The 18,084-nt window shown below is 41.0% G+C and carries 12 protein-coding genes and 1 other RNA gene; 2 read left to right on the top strand and 11 right to left on the bottom strand.

The features are described from left to right. Nucleotides 1-12: 12 nt before the first annotated feature. Entirely contained in the window at nucleotides 13-1,830 is a 1,818-nt protein-coding gene (locus tag QUA24_RS14970; RefSeq protein ID WP_333230563.1) for an EAL domain-containing protein, read from the bottom strand. Next, the gene (locus QUA24_RS14965; RefSeq protein WP_333230562.1) at nucleotides 1,827-4,721 is read right to left on the bottom strand and encodes a response regulator; all 2,895 of its coding nucleotides are present in this window, start codon (nucleotides 4,719-4,721) and stop codon (nucleotides 1,827-1,829) included. Before QUA24_RS14965 ends, QUA24_RS14970 begins: the two co-directional genes overlap by 4 nt. 976 nt (nucleotides 4,722-5,697) lie before the next feature. Here QUA24_RS14965 and QUA24_RS14960 point away from each other — a divergent pair. Continuing rightward, nucleotides 5,698-7,065 carry a serine/threonine-protein kinase gene (locus tag QUA24_RS14960; protein ID WP_333230561.1) on the top strand — a complete coding sequence of 456 codons (1,368 nt, stop codon included), beginning with the start codon at nucleotides 5,698-5,700 and terminating at the stop codon, nucleotides 7,063-7,065. Nucleotides 7,066-7,218: 153 nt separating this feature from the next. Further along, nucleotides 7,219-7,575: a dihydroneopterin aldolase gene (folB, locus tag QUA24_RS14955; RefSeq protein WP_190662829.1), complete on the top strand. Its 357-nt coding sequence runs from the start codon at nucleotides 7,219-7,221 to the stop codon at nucleotides 7,573-7,575. A 91-nt stretch (nucleotides 7,576-7,666) separates the two neighbouring features. Here folB and nuoK read toward each other — a convergent pair whose 3' ends face one another. The 9 genes from nuoK to QUA24_RS14910 form a co-directional block, all read right to left on the bottom strand. Further along, nucleotides 7,667-7,972 carry an NADH-quinone oxidoreductase subunit NuoK gene (nuoK, locus tag QUA24_RS14950; RefSeq protein WP_228042566.1) on the bottom strand — a complete coding sequence of 102 codons (306 nt, stop codon included), beginning with the start codon at nucleotides 7,970-7,972 and terminating at the stop codon, nucleotides 7,667-7,669. A 79-nt stretch (nucleotides 7,973-8,051) separates the two neighbouring features. Then, nucleotides 8,052-8,675, bottom strand: coding sequence for an NADH-quinone oxidoreductase subunit J (locus QUA24_RS14945; RefSeq protein WP_333230560.1), 624 nt, complete (start codon nucleotides 8,673-8,675; stop codon nucleotides 8,052-8,054). A 217-nt stretch (nucleotides 8,676-8,892) separates the two neighbouring features. Then, nucleotides 8,893-9,468 (bottom strand): NAD(P)H-quinone oxidoreductase subunit I, encoded by a 576-nt coding sequence (gene ndhI / locus QUA24_RS14940; protein WP_333042046.1) that lies wholly within the window; start codon nucleotides 9,466-9,468, stop codon nucleotides 8,893-8,895. Nucleotides 9,469-9,571: 103 nt separating this feature from the next. After that, nucleotides 9,572-10,690, bottom strand: a complete 1,119-nt coding sequence (gene nuoH / locus QUA24_RS14935) for an NADH-quinone oxidoreductase subunit NuoH (protein WP_333230559.1) — start codon at nucleotides 10,688-10,690, stop codon at nucleotides 9,572-9,574. Between the two features lie 361 nt (nucleotides 10,691-11,051). Continuing rightward, nucleotides 11,052-11,442: a transfer-messenger RNA gene (gene ssrA, locus QUA24_RS14930) on the bottom strand. A gap of 180 nt (nucleotides 11,443-11,622) precedes the next feature. Next, nucleotides 11,623-13,377 (bottom strand): serine/threonine-protein kinase, encoded by a 1,755-nt coding sequence (locus tag QUA24_RS14925; protein ID WP_333230558.1) that lies wholly within the window; start codon nucleotides 13,375-13,377, stop codon nucleotides 11,623-11,625. Between the two features lie 4 nt (nucleotides 13,378-13,381). Then, a complete protein-coding gene (locus QUA24_RS14920) occupies nucleotides 13,382-13,597 on the bottom strand; it encodes a hypothetical protein (protein ID WP_333230557.1) in 216 nt (71 codons plus the stop codon). A gap of 17 nt (nucleotides 13,598-13,614) precedes the next feature. Beyond that, complete coding sequence (locus QUA24_RS14915) at nucleotides 13,615-15,930, bottom strand: hypothetical protein (protein ID WP_333230556.1); 2,316 nt, start codon at nucleotides 15,928-15,930, stop codon at nucleotides 13,615-13,617. A gap of 1 nt (nucleotide 15,931) precedes the next feature. Next, nucleotides 15,932-17,959, bottom strand: a complete 2,028-nt coding sequence (locus tag QUA24_RS14910; protein ID WP_333230555.1) for a hypothetical protein — start codon at nucleotides 17,957-17,959, stop codon at nucleotides 15,932-15,934. Nucleotides 17,960-18,084: the final 125 nt, after the last annotated feature.

The following is an 18,084-nucleotide window of genomic DNA, read 5'->3' as shown; positions in this document are numbered from 1 at the left end:
AAATTATTTCAATTATAAGCCTATAAACCGCGTGGCGTTATGACTATCTAAGGGGCGAGAAAAAAAGTAACCTTGTCCGAAAATACATCCTAGTTCTCGAAGAATTTGTATTTGTTCTTGAGTTTCCAATCCTTCAGCAACAATTTCCATATTTAAATTTTTACCTAATAATATAATTGTTTGAATTAAACTTGTATCGTTGGGATTTCGAGCCAAGTTTTGCAAAAAGGAACGATCGATTTTTAAAGTATCAATTGGCAACTCTTTGAGTAAACTTAATGAAGAGTAGCCAGTACAAAAATCATCGATACATATACCAACCCCCATAGCTTTTAAAAATTCCAAGTTAAAACTTGTTGTTTTTAATAGACAACTTTCAGTAATTTCTATATTTAAAGTGTTTTTCTTTATCCCAGTTTCTTGTAAAATTTCTGCAATTTGTTCAAAGCAATTAACTTGCTGGAATTGAATGGGAGAAAAGTTAACGTTCAGTTTCAAAGGCAGGTCAGGCAATTCCTCTTGCCAACGTCTTAACTGGTTGCAAGCTTCCCGTAAAATCCACCAACCTAAAGGATTAATTAATCCTGTTTCTTCAGCAACAGGGATAAATTGATCGGGTGAAATCATGCCTTTGGGATGATTCCAGCGGATTAAAGCTTCAAAACCTTTAATTTCTTCAGTAATGAGGGAAACAATAGGTTGATAGTACAAGCAAAATTCTTGTTGAGAGATCGCTTTTCGCAAGTCTTGCTCCAGTTCGAGGCGTGCGATCGCATCCGCTTGCATCTGCGGATCGAAAACCTGATAGTTACCACTTCCCTGCTTTTTGGCTCGATACATCGCAATATCCACATCTCTAAGGATATCCATCGGGTGTTGATAATTTATTGCACTAGAAGTTATACCAATACTCGCTTCTACGATAGCTTCATATTCATTAAAATTAAAGGGTAACTTAAACTGTTCTAATAATTTTTGAGCGACTAAAGTTCCGGTTTCTGTTTCTAGTAAAATAATAAATTCATCCCCACCCATTCGCGTTGATATTTGACAAGGTTTTAAACACCCTTGCATCCGCTTGGCTACGCACTTTAGTAGCTCGTCTCCTGCTAAATGTCCTAGGCTATCATTTATAATTTTAAAACGATCTAAGTCAACAAACAAAACAGAATAACTTGTATTTGCTGCAATTAACTCATGCAACTTCTTAATCAACCAGTCTCGATTTGGCAAACCAGTTAAGGAGTCATGGAAGGCATTATGCTCCAATTGAGCTTGACTTCTGTACAAGTCTTGCAGCGTTTGAGACAGTTCTGCTGTTCGTTCTTTGACTCGGATTTCCAATTCTTGATTTAGCTGTTTTAAGTCTGCACGAGCCTTGGCGTGTTCCGCAATTTCTTGTGATAAGTGCTGATTTTTAACTTCAATAGTTTTAGTTAAATGCCGCAAATCTAAATGCGTTTTAATTCTCGCTAAAACCTCTTCTTTTTGAAAAGGTTTAATAATATAATCTACAGCTCCTAAAGATAAACCTCTGACAACATTATCTGTTTCAGAAAGAGCCGTAATAAAAATTACAGGAATTTGACTCCATAAGGGATTTTCTTTCAAGCGTGTATAAGTCTCAAATCCGTCTATTCCGGGCATCATTATATCTAATAAAATTATGTCTGGAATCACATAATTTATTTTTTGAATAGCACTTTCTCCATCTTGAGCGACCAAAACCTCAAAACTAGCTTCAGTGAGGAAATCCGCTAATATTCCTAAATTAGCCGGGACATCATCCACTACCAAAATTGTATTTGAGTAAGAATTTAAATTGTTCATAAATTTATTTCCTTGTATTGAGTGAGCATTTCCAAGATTTTTTTCTCTTGAAACTCTTTAGCTAACTGTCGCAATTTTGACGCAAATGACATATATTTTGGATCAGTTTCTTCAAGAGTTTTTGTCTGTTTTATAATCTCTTTCAAATTACCTCGCAAAGCCAAATTAAACAGTTTATCTAATACTTCTGGAGGAGGAGGAACAATTTTATCGTAATTTGGTTTCCTTCCTGAAGGCATCAATGAGGCAGCTTCATAAATCCACTCTATTTGTAAATGAAGTTCTAACTTTTCTAAAAGTTCTTCAGCTTGAACGGGTTTGGCTAAAAAATCAACAGCTCCAGCTTGTAAGCTTTGATTTTGGTCTGTTTCAAAAACACTTGCCGAAGAAACAATTATTTTAATATCTTTTAATTCTAAGCTTGTTTTCCAGTATTCCATCAATTGAAATCCATCCATTTCTGGCATAACTAAATCTGTAATCACTAAATCTGGTTTAGCCTGAGTTGCTATGTTCAATCCTTGTTTACCGTTAGTCGCTTCTATTACTTCAAATCCTAGAGGAGTCAGTAAATTAACAATGACCGATCGATTTTCCCAACGATCGTCAATCACGAGAATTTTTTGGGGAGATCCTTTAAATCCAATAATTTTACCTTTGTCAGTTTTAGAACTTGTATTAACCCATTCTGTGGCTTCTAATAGCTCTAAATCAAACCCAAAAATACTGCCCATTTGTAATTGACTCGTGACTTGAATGGTACTACCCATTAATTGAATAATTTTTTGAGTGATTGCCAGTCCTAATCCCGTTCCTTCTGCTTGATTTTTTCTAGATCCAACTTGTTCAAAAGGTAAAAATATTTTGGCGATTTCTTCGGGTTTAATTCCTACTCCTGTATCTTTGACACTGAAGCGAATTTTACAGCTAGTTTGATGGGAAAAATTAATATTTTTTTCAATTAAACTGACACTAAAACTTATGTCTCCTATTTTGGTAAATTTGATGGCGTTACCAATAAGGTTAATTAATGCTTGTCGCAAGCGTTTTTCGTCGGCGTGAATGGCAATGGGTAAATCGGGATCGGGTTGGTAGCTAAATTTGAGACTTTTTTGTTCGGCGCGAATGCGACAAATTTCGGCAACGGCCTGTAGAAAAGCGGGAAAATGAAATTCTGTAGGGTAGAGTTCCATTTTCTGAGCTTCTATTTTAGACAAATCGAGAATATCGTTAATCAAAGTTAGCAGGTGAGAACCGCACTGGTAGATAATTTCAATGCTATTTTGTTCGTGTTCTCCTAGTTTTACAGAACGCTTGAGAATTTGGGCATAGCCTAAGATCCCGTTGAGTGGGGTTCGCAGTTCGTGACTCATGTTAGCCAGAAACTCGCTTTTGGCGCGGTTGGCATTTTCTGCAGCTTCTTTAGCGGCATAAATTTCTTGTTCGGCACGTTTGTATTCGGTAATGTCTTCTACTGTACCTTCGTAGTAGAGAATATTGCCATTTTCATCACACATAGCGCGAGCATTTTCTGAAATCCAAATAATACTACCGTCGCGGCGATAAACTTGAGATTCAAAGTCGGAAACACTGCCGCGATCGCTTATAATTTTTATGAATTCTTCTCGGTGGTTGGAATCTACATAAAGTTGTTGTTTAATATTGGTTAATTTGCCAATTAATTGGTCAGAAGAATTGTAACCATAAATTTCAGCCAAGGCTGGATTAGCGCTAAGATATTCCCCTGCTGGGGTAACTTGGAAAATTCCATTAATTGAATTGTTAAAAATGCTGCGATATTTGGCTTCAGCAGCTTGTAATTCTTTTTCAAATTGCAGGCGCTTTTTGCGGTTGCTGACAAAAGCTATAAAAATGTAAGTCACTACCGCTAATACTAGCAGTGCAAACCCGATGATTTGATATTTTCTACCAACTAACTGATTCAGTCGCTGTTCCAATAAACGATCTAAAAGTGGAAAAGCTGTATTGTAAAGTTTTAATTGGGACTCTAGGGCAGTTGTGGCTGTAGCTGTATATACGAATGGCTGTAAGTTGATGGTATTGGCATTAATGATATCTTTGTCGAGTAAGTCAATAAATCTTTTGATATTCTTGAAATTTTCGCGTACGCTAGTTGATAGCTGCCGCTGAATTTGCGGATTAGCATTAGCAGAAATTTGCAAGCCTCTTTGCACTGCTTGGATAGGCGGTGCAATTAAACTCCGAATAATCAAAAGTTTGGCTCGATCGCTATCGGCAATTTTTTGTTTAGCTTGTTGAGTTGCTATCTTTGCACCGATATCTTTAGCTTGAGCTGTATTCTCTATCGTTAATGGTAGCTGCGTGACAACGGTATCCATTAAATAATAACTGTCTAAAGATGGATCGAGAATGAGATTAGAAACATCTCCAATGTGGGCAATTAAATCTAGGATATCGTTAACAAGAGTTGTATGTGCTTGCCAGCTTTGGGTAGGAGATAAGTTTAATTTTTGCTTTTTTAATTGCTGCCAGTTGCCATTAATGGAATTTTTGAGCGCTAGCCATTTCGGGCTAGTTTTAAATTGGGGCGATAGCTGTTTTTCCACGGCATTGAGGTTTTGGATTGCCGTCTCGATCTTTTCTGTTGCCGTGGCGATCGCAGGGGCTAAAGACTTGTCCCCATTTAAATATTGATTAACTTGCGTGCGGTGTTCAATAACAGCGACAAGCAAATTTTTCAAAGGATAGTTATAAGCCAAGCCGAGTTTTTCTTCTTGAGCGAATTCAATTTTAATATCAATTTCAGCAATTAATTGATAAACTACCAGAGCAAAAGGAAATATAAAAATCAACAACAACGCCATTAAATTTATGGGTTCTGTGAGGCGTTGGTTTAGGTGTTTTTTCATAATCTAATAAGTAATGGATAATGATTAATTTTTAAATGGCTATGAGGATAATTGTTAATCTGTGTTCTAGCCTCAGGGCGGAGTTTGACAATTTATTGGTAGCTATTTGTCCATTCTGTAGAGAGACATACCCCGTTATTCCTATACCCACAAAAATATTTAGGATAAAAGCTCGAACCAAGAGCAGATCTAACGGAACTTTGGGAGTTGCAGTCATCCACTAACTGGCTGAGGCTTTTTTAGATTTGTCCAGGTACTTGGTTAATATCAATATTACGCTGTCTTTTGCCCAACAATACGTATTATAGTTGAAGGAAGATGCTAATATATGTCATTGTTATTACATTACATTAAAATTCCTCCAAAAGACTCTAGTCCTATAACTCTTCTATCCTCTTATCTACGGAAGACTCCTACCTTTGAAAAATATTTAAATATTTAAAACCATATAATAATACATTTTTTGACAAGTTTATGTATAGAATTGTTGCTAATCCTCAGAAAAGACCGCTCCCCAGTATCTTACTTCTAGGACTTAGGCATTGACAAATGTTTATATTATGTGTAACTGCCTCTAGAGGCGATCGCTATTTCCAGAGCAGACAGAATTCACTCAAATTACTCAAGTTGTCATTGGATCCAGAAACATTAGACATCTCCCCAAAAGCTGAATCACCTAATGGGACACAATTGTGTAGAATATGCACAGCCAGTTGACTTCACCTCGATTTGACGACAACATCAGGATGAGAAGCAATTCTAGTTAAAAGCTAGTCCAGAAATAGCGCTTAGTTTAGTCGTTTTTTTGATAATGATGAGGGAGAGTCTACATCATCAAACGATCGCTAAAGCTATTGAGTAGAGGATTAATATTGCTGGGGCGATCGCCCTTCCTTATATCCCATTCAAACAAACTTAGCTACAATAAGCTATACTGTGCTCGGCGACTCCCCAAATCAACAATTTGCCGTGGTTTATGTCTAACTCATCTCTCCTCACCCCAGGTTCGACTCTCGAAAAACGCTACCGCATCCTCCGCGAATTGGGCCGAGGCGGTTTCGGCCGCACTTATCTCGCCGAAGATATCAACCGCTACAACGAACATTGCGTGCTCAAAGAGTTTTCTCCGGTGGTTCACAGCCCGAAAGCGGCCGAATTGTTCGATCGCGAAGCAAGTATGCTTTACCACCTCCAACACCCGCAAATTCCAAGGTTTCGAGAACTCCTGCGAACGGATTTGGGCGGGAATCCATCTTTGTTTTTAGTGCAAGATTATATCAAGGGTCAAACTTACGAAGAACTATTGATATCGCGCCAGCAGCAAGGTAAAAATTTTAGCGAAGCCGAAGTTACTCAACTGCTATTTCAGCTTTTACCAGTTTTAGAATACATCCACTCGAAAAATTTAATTCACCGCGATATTTCCCCGGATAATATTATTCAGCATGATGCTGACAAACTACCATTTTTAATTGATTTCGGTTCGGTTAAGCAAATCGCAGCAAATGCCGTACTTCAGTTTAACGGACAATCGGATACGGCGATCGGCAAACAGGGTTATTCGCCAGCCGAACAAATGCGACTGGGGAAAGTGTCTGCTGCTAGCGATTTATACGCTTTAGCCGTCACGGCTTTGGTACTGCTAAGCGGCAAAAAGCCTCAAAAATTTTACGATATCAATAATAAAACTTGGGATTGGCGATCGCACGTCAGTGTCAGCTCAAATTTAGCCACGGTATTGGATCGGATGTTAGCAGAACAACCGGGCGATCGCTACCAATCTGCAAAAGCAGTCCGCGAAGCACTCAAAGATCCAAAACTATCTCACATTGGCAGTATAATTTCTCAAATGGTGACAATGAACTTTGTCGGCCGCCCTTTCAAAAACACCACTCAAACTGCTACCAGTAATCATACTCCTGTTCACCAAAATCCTCAACTGGTTAATAACCACAGCACATTCAAGTTAATTCCTTGGAAAACCCTAGGGAGTTTAAGTGTGATTTTGGTACCCGGAATTTTAGCTTTTAGTGTAGTCAAATCTGGTTTCCCGTTGCCAAAATTGCCGGATTTACCTAAATTTTCTTCGCGCCAGCAACCTCCCGATACATCCTTAGAGGAATCTGAAATAATTCGTCAAGAAAAGATTGGTAAACGACGCAAAAATCTCAACATTAATCAAGATATATTCTATCAAAAAGTGGATGAATTATATTACAATAAATATCCAGAATTACAAGGGCGCAGCTTGACAGAAAAGCCAGAAGATGCTGAAATTAGGCGGAAATGGTATGAAGTTGCTGAGGATTTAATGGACAAGTTGGAGAAAGGAGAACGGTTGTGAAATTTAAGATAAAATAAGAGTGATTGAACCGCAGAGGGCGCAGAGGGCGCAGAGAAAGAAGGAACAGGGCACAAAAAGAGAGGGAAGAGAAAGAGAACTTTATCTGGTTTAATACAAAGTGGTATAGACAACGCACTTTTAGTTTATTGCAAAATGGATTCTATTCAACTTACAGGAATTCGCTGCTACGGATATACGGGCTATCTGCCGGAAGAGCAAGTTTTGGGGCAGTGGTTTGAAGTGGATGTTACTCTATGGCTGGATTTATCGCAAGCTGGAAAAAGTGATGATATTCAACATACTCTTGATTACCGCAGCGCAATTACTCTGATTCAAAAGCTAGTCCAAGAGTCGAAATTTTTATTAATCGAACGCCTAGCAGATACGATTGCTCAAGCGCTTTTAGAACTACCGTTAGTCGAAAAAGTTAAACTACAACTCTCGAAACCTGCTGCCCCCATCCCTGATTTCGGTGGCAGAATTACTCTAGAAATTACTAGAAGTCATTAATTATTAGTCCTTAGTCCTTAGTCATCAGTCTTTAATCTGCATTAGTTTGTCGCTAATGACTGATGACTAATGACTGATGACTATTGATTAGTTACCACTTCAGCAAGTTAAATTCTTCCATGTCTACGGTATTGCGGTTGCGATAAATCGCCAAAACAATTGCCAAACCTACGGCAGCCTCAGCCGCCGCTACCGTAACTACAAACACGGTAAATACTTGGCCCTTAATTTGTACAGGGTCGAGATAATTGGAGAAACCCATCAAATTGAGATTGACAGCATTCAGCATCAACTCGATCGACATCAACACGCGCACTGCATTTCTGCTGGTAATCAAACCGTAAATACCAATACAGAAAAGAGCGGCGGCTAATAACAGGAAATACTGGAGTTGCAGTTGCATAAATTTTGCGATTTTGTCTCAATCTAAAGTTACTACAAAACTAACACTATGGTGCGCTTAGCGCACCATAATATTACTTAGATTCTGGCGAAGACACATCTCCGGCAGAAACTAATTCGCGAGGTCTTTCCGGCAAACTCAAAGCAGGTGTTTCGGATAGCTTCTTTGACAGTTCATCCGGGAAGAAATCGCGTCGCGCCAACACAATTGCCCCTACCATTGCCATCAACAAAAACACTGATGCTAACTCGAAAGGCAGCAAAAAGTCGGTGAAGAAATGTTTGGCGATTGTGACGATCGAACTTTCTGCCGGTGCTCCTGTCGTCGCGACAATAGCCCAAGGAGTAGACACCACCATCGTACCCAAAAGCGCAAATAAACCAGCACAAACCAGTGCAGTTGCTACTTGACGCACCCAAGCGTTGGGAATTGTGCGGAAGTCTTCTCGCTTGTTTACTAGCATGATGGCAAACAAAATCAAGACGTTAACAGCACCAACATAAATCAATACCTGCGCTGCTGCTACAAAGTCGGCATTCAGCAACAGGTACAAACCGGCAATGCTGGTAAATACGCCGCACAACAAAAATGCTGAGTAAACGATATTGGAGAACAGCACTACTCCTAGTGCTCCTGCAATCATCATTACCGACAGTATGCCAAATGAAACAATTTGAACCCCTTCAGCTAGATTCACAATTTTTTATCCTCAATTATTAGTTTTCTATTGTTCGTTTTTACTCATTAGCTAGCAGTCATTAATAATTGGTTATTTCACTAATGACTGATGACTATAGCAATCGTTGCAGGATTTGTAAATTTTTGACCCCACCCCTGCCCTCCCCTTATCAAGGGGAGGGAGTAAGAAATTCACAAATGATTTAGGATAGCTATACTAACTAATGAGTAATTACTTACTTTTCGATAATTTCCTCTGGACGCAGACCGGCGCGGCGATCGGTGTAGGAAACTTCATGGGGGTCGATCGCACCTTTCGGCAAATAAGCGAATTCCCGCATCGGTGTCACCATCGGATCGTCTGTAACCTTGTAGGGTAAACGTCCGAGGGCCACGTTGTCAAAATTCAATTCGTGACGTTCGTAGGTGGCTAACTCGTATTCTTCTGTCATGGACAAACAATTAGTCGGACAATATTCTACGCAGTTGCCGCAGAAGATACACACTCCGAAATCGATACTGTAGTGCTTGAGTTGTTTCTTCTTAGTTTCTTTGTTAAATTCCCAATCCACTACAGGCAAATTGATCGGACACACCCGAACGCAGACTTCGCAGGAGATGCACTTGTCAAATTCAAAGTGAATTCGACCCCGGAAACGTTCCGAAGGAATTAGTTTCTCGTAAGGATACTGCACCGTAATCGGCCGGCGTCTCATGTGGTCAAAAGTAACAGATAGACCTTGACCGATATACTTAGCAGCTTGAAGAGTCTCTTTGGCGTATTCGCCTACTTGATTGAGGAATTTTAGCATGGTGTTCTCTCTCTGTACTTGAGTTTTTGGTAATTGATAATTAATAATAGGTAATTGGTTAACAGCTATTTTTGTTTAGCTATTGCCTTTTACCTATTATTAATTAACCGCCAAAAGCAAAGGGAAAGGCAAGTTTCAAAGCTGCGGTCAATAGCAAATTAACTAGAGCAACGGGAAGTAAAAACTTCCATCCCAAATCTAGCAATTGGTCGATCCGAACTCGCGGCAGAGTCCAGCGGAGCAGAACTGCCAGAAACAGGAAAAAGTAGGCTTTCAACATGGTCATCGTAATGCCCAACAAGCCAGTAATTACCTGCAACCAAGGAGTCGTCTCGCTCAATCCCAGGGCATTTGTCAGCACTTCGACAGGAATCGGGCATTCCCAGCCGCCGAGGTACAAAACTGCTACTAGCAGGCAAGAAAGGACGAGGTTAACGTAGGAAGCGATATAGTACAAAGCAAATTTCATGCCTGTGTACTCAGTCTGATATCCTGCTACCAATTCTTCTTCTGCTTCCGGGAGGTCAAAGGGCAAGCGTTCGCATTCTGCTAGTGCTGCAATCCAGAAAATTAGGAAACCTGCTGGTTGCCGCCAGATATTCCAGCCGACAATCCCGTAGCCGGCTTGCTGGTGTACGATGTCGATCGTACTGAGGCTATTGGACATCATCACGACTGCCAATACTGCCAAAGCTAGGGGAATTTCGTAGCTGAGGGATTGAGCCGCGGCTCTGAGTCCTCCGAGGAGGGCGTATTTGTTGTTGGAAGCATAGCCGGACATCAGCAAGCCGATCGGCTGAATGCTAGAAAGAGCAACCCACAGAAATATCGCTGTCCCCATATCAGCGATCAGCATATGCTCTCCGAAGGGCACGATTAAGTAGGAGAGAAAAACTGGAATCACCACAATTACCGGGCCCAGCGTGAACAGCAGTGCGTCAGCTTTTGCCGGTACAATGTCTTCTTTGAAGACCAACTTCAGACCATCGGCAACGGGTGCTAGCACTCCCAGAGGGCCGATAAATTCCGGGCCTACCCGCTGTTGAGCGGCTGCGGAAATTTTCCGCTCTAGCCAAACGCTAGTAAGTACCCCGAATACAGCACCGACAATCATCAGCACCATTGGCAGTGGTAGCCAAAGCACTTGGGCGATGTCCGCCGGCAAGCCCCAATTGATTAGGGCTTCTACGAAACTTCCTTGTAAGTCAATTCCTGGGTTCATTTTTCCAGCTTTTGAGTGCTCAGCATATAATTTTTCACCCGTCCTTCGTAGGAATAGGCTTAGAAATCGGGGTCTTTGTAAAGATTTTTAAGGCTTTACCGCCTAATAGTATATCGCCCGACAGGCTCCAAGAACGTACAGACTGGGTGAAATTATTTTATGCCAGAGCCCAGGTTAGCTAATGGGTTTGCCACTTATGTCTGTTTAGTCTGGCAACAAGCTTAGTCGATTTTAGATTTGAGATTTTAGATTGAATTAACCTCGAATGCCAAACAAAAGGGCCCAGAGTTAACTCTGGGCCCTTTTAATGCTTTAAAGTGGCTTTCAAATGGCTTAAACCATTGATTTTACGTCACTTTTTTTATGGAACTGGGCAGAATCGAACTGCCGTCCAAAGCGGGTATTTACCTTCCGATCGTTCACAGGTTTATCCCCTCTAATCCTCGGGGCGGGAACCATCTTTATCCCAGATGGGGGGATTTTCTAGTGATTGCTTTCCTAGCTAGCCGACTAGAAACGTTTAGCTAGGGCATCCGTTGGGGGTTGTTATGCTACCTTTAACGGAGTTAGGTGGCATACACTCTAAACCGGGCTTAAGAAGTTTTTAGGCTACAGCGACGGCTTTGCGAGCGAAAGGAACGATGTTGTTCGCATTTACTTTTTTGTTTGAGCCGATATTAACGAGAGTAGACTCCCTCTCGACCTGCATCACGGAGCAGCTTTCGCCACCCTGTCGAAACCATTACAGCCCCTCGTGTGTTCTTTAATCATAGACAATATTTCCTGTTGCGTCAAGTCAAGCGATTTTAGATTTTGGATTTTGGATTTTCGATTGGGGATTAAAGAAACCGGGTTTTTGGCGGTTAATGCGGGCTGTAACGAAGTATCTGGCAAAAAAAACTGGTTTCTGACCACCCGTGCGTAATTCCTAATTAATGCAAGTTGTCGTCCCAGACGCCGATGTAAATCCGATCGCGCTCATTGCGTTCGATCATCCCTTCGAGCGAACCCTTCTTAAACGTAAACCGATTACTCCGGCGCTGCTGCACGTCGCCGAGCCCTTGCAAAATCTCCCGGCTGGCGCCGCCCACCATCCCGTTTAACGCGGTTCGCATTACCAAATCGTCCACCGACGGGGCAAAAGAACCCTCTGTTTGTACTAGCTCGCCCGAATCGCGATCGTAAATGTAGCCGAGAGTAATTCGATTTGGCAATATTTCGTAAAGTGCGGTGCGAGTATTCGGCCAATAGCCCCGGGCTTGAGAGTCAGTGGGTTCTCCCAATTGGGATAAAATCTGACTTTCCGCCGTACCCACCGCATACCCAGGGATTGTGGGAGTCTTCTGATAATTGGTTTCCGGTTGTTCGGGGCTGGGGGCGGGAGATCGATCTGGTGGCAACTCTTTGTCAACAAGTTTTTCTGTTGGTGTAGGTTCGGCAGCCTCGGGAGAAGGCGCTGGAGTTGGCGCTGGGGCTGGTGTTGGCGCTGGGGCTGGTGTTGGAGTTTCAGCAGCAGGCGCTGGAGTTTCAGCAGCAGGGGGCGGAGTTTCTCTGCGAGTCGGCGCTGGCGTTGGTGTCGGCGCGGGAATTGGTGCAGGGCTGGAGCGCGCGTCTGGATATGCAGGGGCCGAAGTGCGATCGTCCTGGGCGACTGGTGCGGGTTCCGAAGACGGCCGGTTGAGGAAAACCCTAGCAATGCCGACCAAACCTGCAACAATAAGTGCGATCGCCACGAACCCCAAAATCCACCAAACCTTGCGGTTGTTGTCCCCAGAAGACACCACAGCAGGCGTTGTTCTGGAACCCGCAGGCGACTGAGGCCCGTGTCCCGGAATCACCGCCACCGTCGGCCCAGTGCTCGGCGACGCTGCACCCCCCTGCCCATGCAGCAGCGACAGCCACTCATCCACACTAGCAGGGCGATTTTGAGCTTCTACCGTCATCCCGCGCATCACCGCAGAGCTGACAGTCGCACTTAGCTGAGGCCGCAAGTCGCGCGGTGAAGGCATCGGCTGACTGGTACGCAAAATTGCAGCCACCGGCACTTGTGCTGTCAGTAAGGTGTAAAGCGTCGCCGCCATACCGTAAACATCTGTGGCGGGCGTATATTTTCCTTGGGCAAAATACTGTTCAGGGGGTGCGTAGCCGTCGGACACCATATTAGTGTGACTTTGGGTTGCACCAGGAGTAAACTCGCGGGCAATGCCAAAGTCAATCAGCACGACTTCCTGAGTACCTTGCCGCAAAATAATGTTTTGGGGCTTGACATCTCGGTGCAGCAAACCCTTTTGATGAACCGCCTTCAACGCAGCCCCAATTTGACTGATGTAGAGAATTGCGAGATTTTCTGGTAGCGGATTATTTGAACCGACTACATCGCCCAAATTCTGACCGGCTATGTAGTCCATCACCATGTAAGGCTGCCCGTCTTCCACAAAAAAATCGCTGACGCGGACAATATTCGGATGAACGCAGGAAGCTAACCGCCTCGCTTCGTCTTGAAACTTGCGATCGAACTCAGCAAAATTGGGTTGCTGCCGCAGAGATTCGTTGAGGGTTTTAATGACTACAGGCTGTCCTAAATAGCGGTGATTTGCCCTGAAAGTTATTCCAAAGCCGCCGCGGCCCAATTCTTGTTCGAGGGTGTACTTTCCACCCTGTAAAGTTTTGCCGATTAGCGCATCCATAGGTTCAGGCGATCGCGTACCAGATAATATGGCTGATTATTGCACGTATGGTCTGCCCACTCACCACTCCAAAGAGCGATCGCAATCCTCGATCGGCTCTAAGTAGCAGGTTGGCTTCTAGCTGACATTGATACTTGTCTCCGGCCTCAGACCAGGTGTGAGTGTATCCGATGCTCTTCTGGGATCGCTGAAATATCTGGATGTTTTCTGGAATCAGCATTCAAATTCAGCCTTATTTCAATTTTCAATTAATACTTGTGCTACTTTTTGTAACAATGACGATTGACTGTTATCACCTATTTTTAAAACATTTTGAGTGAGCGTACTAAAATGTAAAGCTGTGATGGGATGGTCGATCAGATCAGATGTGGGAATTGACTCTCCGCCAGATCTCTTCCCAATCAAATGATAGGCTCTAAACCCTTTCTTAATCGAGCCTGCGATACTTTGCCCTGGAGGGACATAATACTGAATAAATGTTTCGTTCTTCAAATCCAAACATATCATATTTTGGATTCTGTACATAGGTTGAATCTCGCTGTTGTAATAGGAGACCACAGGTAAGAATCTACTACTATTTTCACCTTTGTTTTTTCTGTCAATAGTTAATTGGCCGCTTTTCATATCTGCAATAATACCAGTTCGTCCAATTAATGTGGGCGTATAAAAATCATCTGTATAACAACTAATATACAGTGCCTCTGATTCATCTACAAAATATTTTTGATCGTTAATTAATTTTTCTGAAGAGTTTTTTCTCCTTCTTAAAAATCGAAATTTCGATTCTATTTGTTTCAAATCGCGCATTACATTTTTTATGTATATGTAACCATCTTGATACAGAAATTCTACCGCAACCGCTTTAGCTTCCTTATTTTTAGGGCTGCGTACATAAATACTAAAAAATTGTTTTTCAGGAAATGATTCATGAGTAATACGCAAGCCCAAGTTCGGATTTGCAAGACTCTGGGAGATCCAGTTCTTAATTCCCAACTCAATCAAGATTTTCTGAAATTCAGCGGAAATCTTTATCTTATATTTATCGCAGAAACTTTGCCATTGTTCGCTATCTTCTTGTCCTATTAGATAGCAGGAAATATAACCCTCTACATCCAATAATCTCCCCTCTGTAAAAGCTTTCGTATCCTTTTGGAGACTATCCCGATCGATTTGAGCTGTATAATTAAGAACCGCCCAAGCTGATTTCTTATTTCCGACACCAGTAAATTCAGGTATATTTCTGCCCTGGGTGCTAACAAAAATTCCTGTCTCTAAATAGTTAAATTTTTTCTTTAACTGTGAATAGAAATCTACTGGCGATTTATTATCTAATGTTGTTGATGGACACCAGAGAGTGTCTTTTCTCTGGTAGGCCCTCGAACCCGCTTCTTCCTCCAAAAGTTTATTGAAAACCAAATAGTTTTTTCCCGCTTGGAGTTGAATTTCTGACCATTTAATAGATTCGGTAATTCTCCAGCAAACCTCTTCCTCACCTTCAGCTTCTACTTTTTCATAGGTACTAACAGTTTTTCCCTGATTGTAAAATGCGATCGTAGATACCCCTTGATGTTTCATAAAATGTTGCAAAAATTGTTGGTCAGATTCAGTCAGATCGACTCCAGTATTGTTAATAATCTCTAAGAATTCTACAGATTCTATGTTTTTGATAAAAGGGTTTTCCAAGTAATGGTCAGCCTGAAAATCAAGAGATTTAAATTTAATCTGGCACTCACTTAAAAAGCCTTCAAGTTTTGTGATGAGGTTTTGGTAATGATAAAGCTGAGTCTTTTTGAACTGGTCATAATTTTTGGGATCGCTATCAAATTGCATAAAATTTATTTTATTTGTTTTCCTAGCATCTAAGTCGCGATCGAAGTAGTAGTTCTTATCGTCGTAGACCACCAAATCTCCTAAATCATCACCATCTATGGTACTGTAGCTATCTTTGGGTAAGAAGAGTCGGTATTTTCGAGACAAGGTTAATGTTAGTACGCTATGTTGATTGTATTTGATTAACAAGTTTTGTCCCCACACAAAAAGAGCCTCTTTCGATTTGCTGAGATCCCTGGAATGGAGTAACAGTAATTCTTCAAAACCATTCAGTGTCTCAAAGTATAAGCCTTGAGACAGAATATAAAACTTGAAAATGAGGTTGAAAATTCTTTCTCGATCGCTAGAATTGTCTGTAAATAACTTTTGCCATCCAGAATGATTTTTATTAGGGGATAAAAAGAACACATATTTTTTGCCCCCAGTATATGAGAGGAAGTATTGAATTTCTGATTTTTCCCGTTTCTCCCCATGTGCAGCAAGTCTTTCTTGGACTTGAGCTTTAATGTATTTATGCCGCTCTTTATAAAAGGTAGGCCGTGAATCCTCATTTTCAGAATCTTTATCTTCAGCAATCGGATATTTAAGCTCAAAATGTTCTATCCCTTGTCCCTCTTTAAATAGATACTTACGCAGTTTTTCGGCAACTTCTTGTTGCTTTTCTAATATTTCTATTTGGTTGGTTCGCGATATGTCTGACAATGCTGCTGTTTTATTGTTCATTTTATTTATCCTTGGGAAACAAAAACTCTGTGAGGATATTAGATTCTACTGGACAATTGCGATCGTCAAAAAAAATCAAATTTCCAGAAAATAGCGTGGGTGAGTATTGTTGATTTTTTTCTTGGGCGGCGTGCAAGTTAAGAAGTAACCCCCTTGCGGTGCTAAATTCTGGATAGTCTGAAACAATCGCCTTCAGCTTGTTTTCGGTTTTATCCAGCGTCTTTTTGGACAGGCGATTTCCCGAAGCCACGCTCCAAGCTTTAACATCAATACAAAATAGCGTATTCTCCTTGACATAGTACAAATCAAACCGCTCGTATAGCTTACGATACTTTTTGAAATCTCGCAATGGCTCAAAACGATAGCTGGATTTTATGTCTTTCCAGTCTTTGCCTTGGAAAACTTCATCTTTAATCCAGCCTTCCACAAAATTTTCAGCGAGTGAGGGATACAACACATCGTAAAAGAAATGCGGACGCGGAATATAAGTATTAAAAACTTGCGGTTGTGGCATCAACTTGTTGTACCGTCTGTAGATTGAATCAGTCGAAGTATCTAGGGAGCCAATTTCATTACCTTCTAAGTCATAGCCTCGCTCTCTGATTTTTAGATATTCAGGATATAACCGCTTCTGGTAAGGATAGATTTTTTCCCCATTGATGCTATCACTGATAATCTGGAATTTTTTACCGCTTTCTTCCTCGGAAGCTAAATAGGGCGTAAATTCAACTTGTTCTGGGTTGTGATAGAATAATGACTCAATAAAATTAGCCGGAAATAGCCCTGAATCTCGCAACTTTTCCAGATACTTGGCTGGGTATTTGAAAACAATTGGGTCGCGCAACGCATCCCACGTTTGTGCGATATCAAAAGTATTTTTATTAAGATGAAAGCGATCGATTTCCTCCAACATTTGTGTTCTAAAGTCTTGAAAAGCCAGAGTGGCATCAATCTCATCAATAACATGATCGTCATAATCCTTAATCGAACGTTTTTTCTCTTCTTCTCGAACGCTTAAGTAAACTTTGTGGTTGTTAACGGAAAATTTACGAATTTCCTCCTTTTCTTTTCCTTCCAGGTATCTGTAAAAATTTACTAAATTTTTTCTGGTTTCTTCATTAACAAATATTTTTATTACTTGGTTGGGAAAATCGCGTCTCTCAGATCTGCCGATCGCTTGCAAAACTTGTTTCCCTAATAAAATCTGGTGTTGCTGCTCTCTAAATGCTCCAGCTTCTGGTCGGCTGAGGTATTGGTTGAAATCTTTGATTTCAATATTAGACTCTCCCAAGTTGACAATACTTTTCATTAAGGCAAAATGGTAACGCGTAATAGAAAGTCCAGAATCTTTTGATTTGTTAAGTGATGGTCCCATTACTGTATAGTAACTGTCCATTAACAAAGCTAAAGAATCGAAATCCTTTTCATCGCCTTTGTGGTTTTTGATGATAGCATTAAACCCTTTGGAAGCTGATTGATAAGCCGATATAAAGAAGATTTTTTCCCCTTCTTTTTCAACGAGCTCATTCAAATACGTGTTCTCAGCTTTTTTGTCGAAGTAAAGACTGTTGAATGAGGCCTCATACAAAATTATTTTAATCTGAATATCACTCTGATATTCTTTATGCTTTACTTGCAGATAATATATATTTGGATGCTTTGGTGACACCTTAAATTTAAAGTTAGCGTGCTTGAGTAGCTCGCAATGTTGAATTAAGTTTTTAATCCAGCGTAGAGTTTGAGTAAAAGCAATTGTTTCTTGAATTGAGTCATCTTCAAACAGGTAAAACAAGAAACGAATAAACTTTTGAAGTTCTTGGATTTTGTAAATACCCAGCCAATTCCCATCCTGTTTGAGATCGTCAATAAAACTTTTTAAAATAGTTTCTTCAAATCCTTCGACAACTTTTTGAGTTTCGTTATTTGGGAAAGATAATAAATCCTCACCGAAAAACTTTACTGCAATCTGTCGCTTGGCCTCACGACTCTCTCTGATGTTTTCGCAAAGCGATACTTCTTCCTCGCTCATTTCCTTAAAGGAACTTTCACCGGATTCACTAGCATTCCGCAATTTATCTAGGACTTACGCATTGACAGAATAACAAAATAGTGCATTGATAAATAAGGGTCGTCTAGTAATGGGTATGGGAGAAT

This window comes from Microcoleus sp. Pol12B5 (genome assembly GCF_036701335.1).
Taxonomy (GTDB): domain Bacteria; phylum Cyanobacteriota; class Cyanobacteriia; order Cyanobacteriales; family Microcoleaceae; genus Microcoleus.
This window is presented reverse-complemented; position numbering and strand designations above follow the sequence as displayed.

Bases quoted from the DNA above. Each gene is read 5' to 3' on its own strand.
- QUA24_RS14965 (WP_333230562.1), bottom strand. From the start codon at position 4,721: ATGAAAAAACACCTAAACCAACGCCTCACAGAACCCATAAATTTAATG.
- QUA24_RS14960 (WP_333230561.1), top strand. From the start codon at position 5,698: ATGTCTAACTCATCTCTCCTCACCCCAGGTTCGACTCTCGAAAAACGC.
- QUA24_RS14910 (WP_333230555.1), bottom strand. From the start codon at position 17,959: ATGAGCGAGGAAGAAGTATCGCTTTGCGAAAACATCAGAGAGAGTCGT.
- nuoH (WP_333230559.1), bottom strand. From the start codon at position 10,690: ATGAACCCAGGAATTGACTTACAAGGAAGTTTCGTAGAAGCCCTAATC.
- ndhI (WP_333042046.1), bottom strand. From the start codon at position 9,468: ATGCTAAAATTCCTCAATCAAGTAGGCGAATACGCCAAAGAGACTCTT.
- QUA24_RS14915 (WP_333230556.1), bottom strand. From the start codon at position 15,930: ATGAACAATAAAACAGCAGCATTGTCAGACATATCGCGAACCAACCAA.
- QUA24_RS14970 (WP_333230563.1), bottom strand. From the start codon at position 1,830: ATGAACAATTTAAATTCTTACTCAAATACAATTTTGGTAGTGGATGAT.
- QUA24_RS14920 (WP_333230557.1), bottom strand. From the start codon at position 13,597: ATGCTGATTCCAGAAAACATCCAGATATTTCAGCGATCCCAGAAGAGC.
- QUA24_RS14925 (WP_333230558.1), bottom strand. From the start codon at position 13,377: ATGGATGCGCTAATCGGCAAAACTTTACAGGGTGGAAAGTACACCCTC.
- folB (WP_190662829.1), top strand. From the start codon at position 7,219: ATGGATTCTATTCAACTTACAGGAATTCGCTGCTACGGATATACGGGC.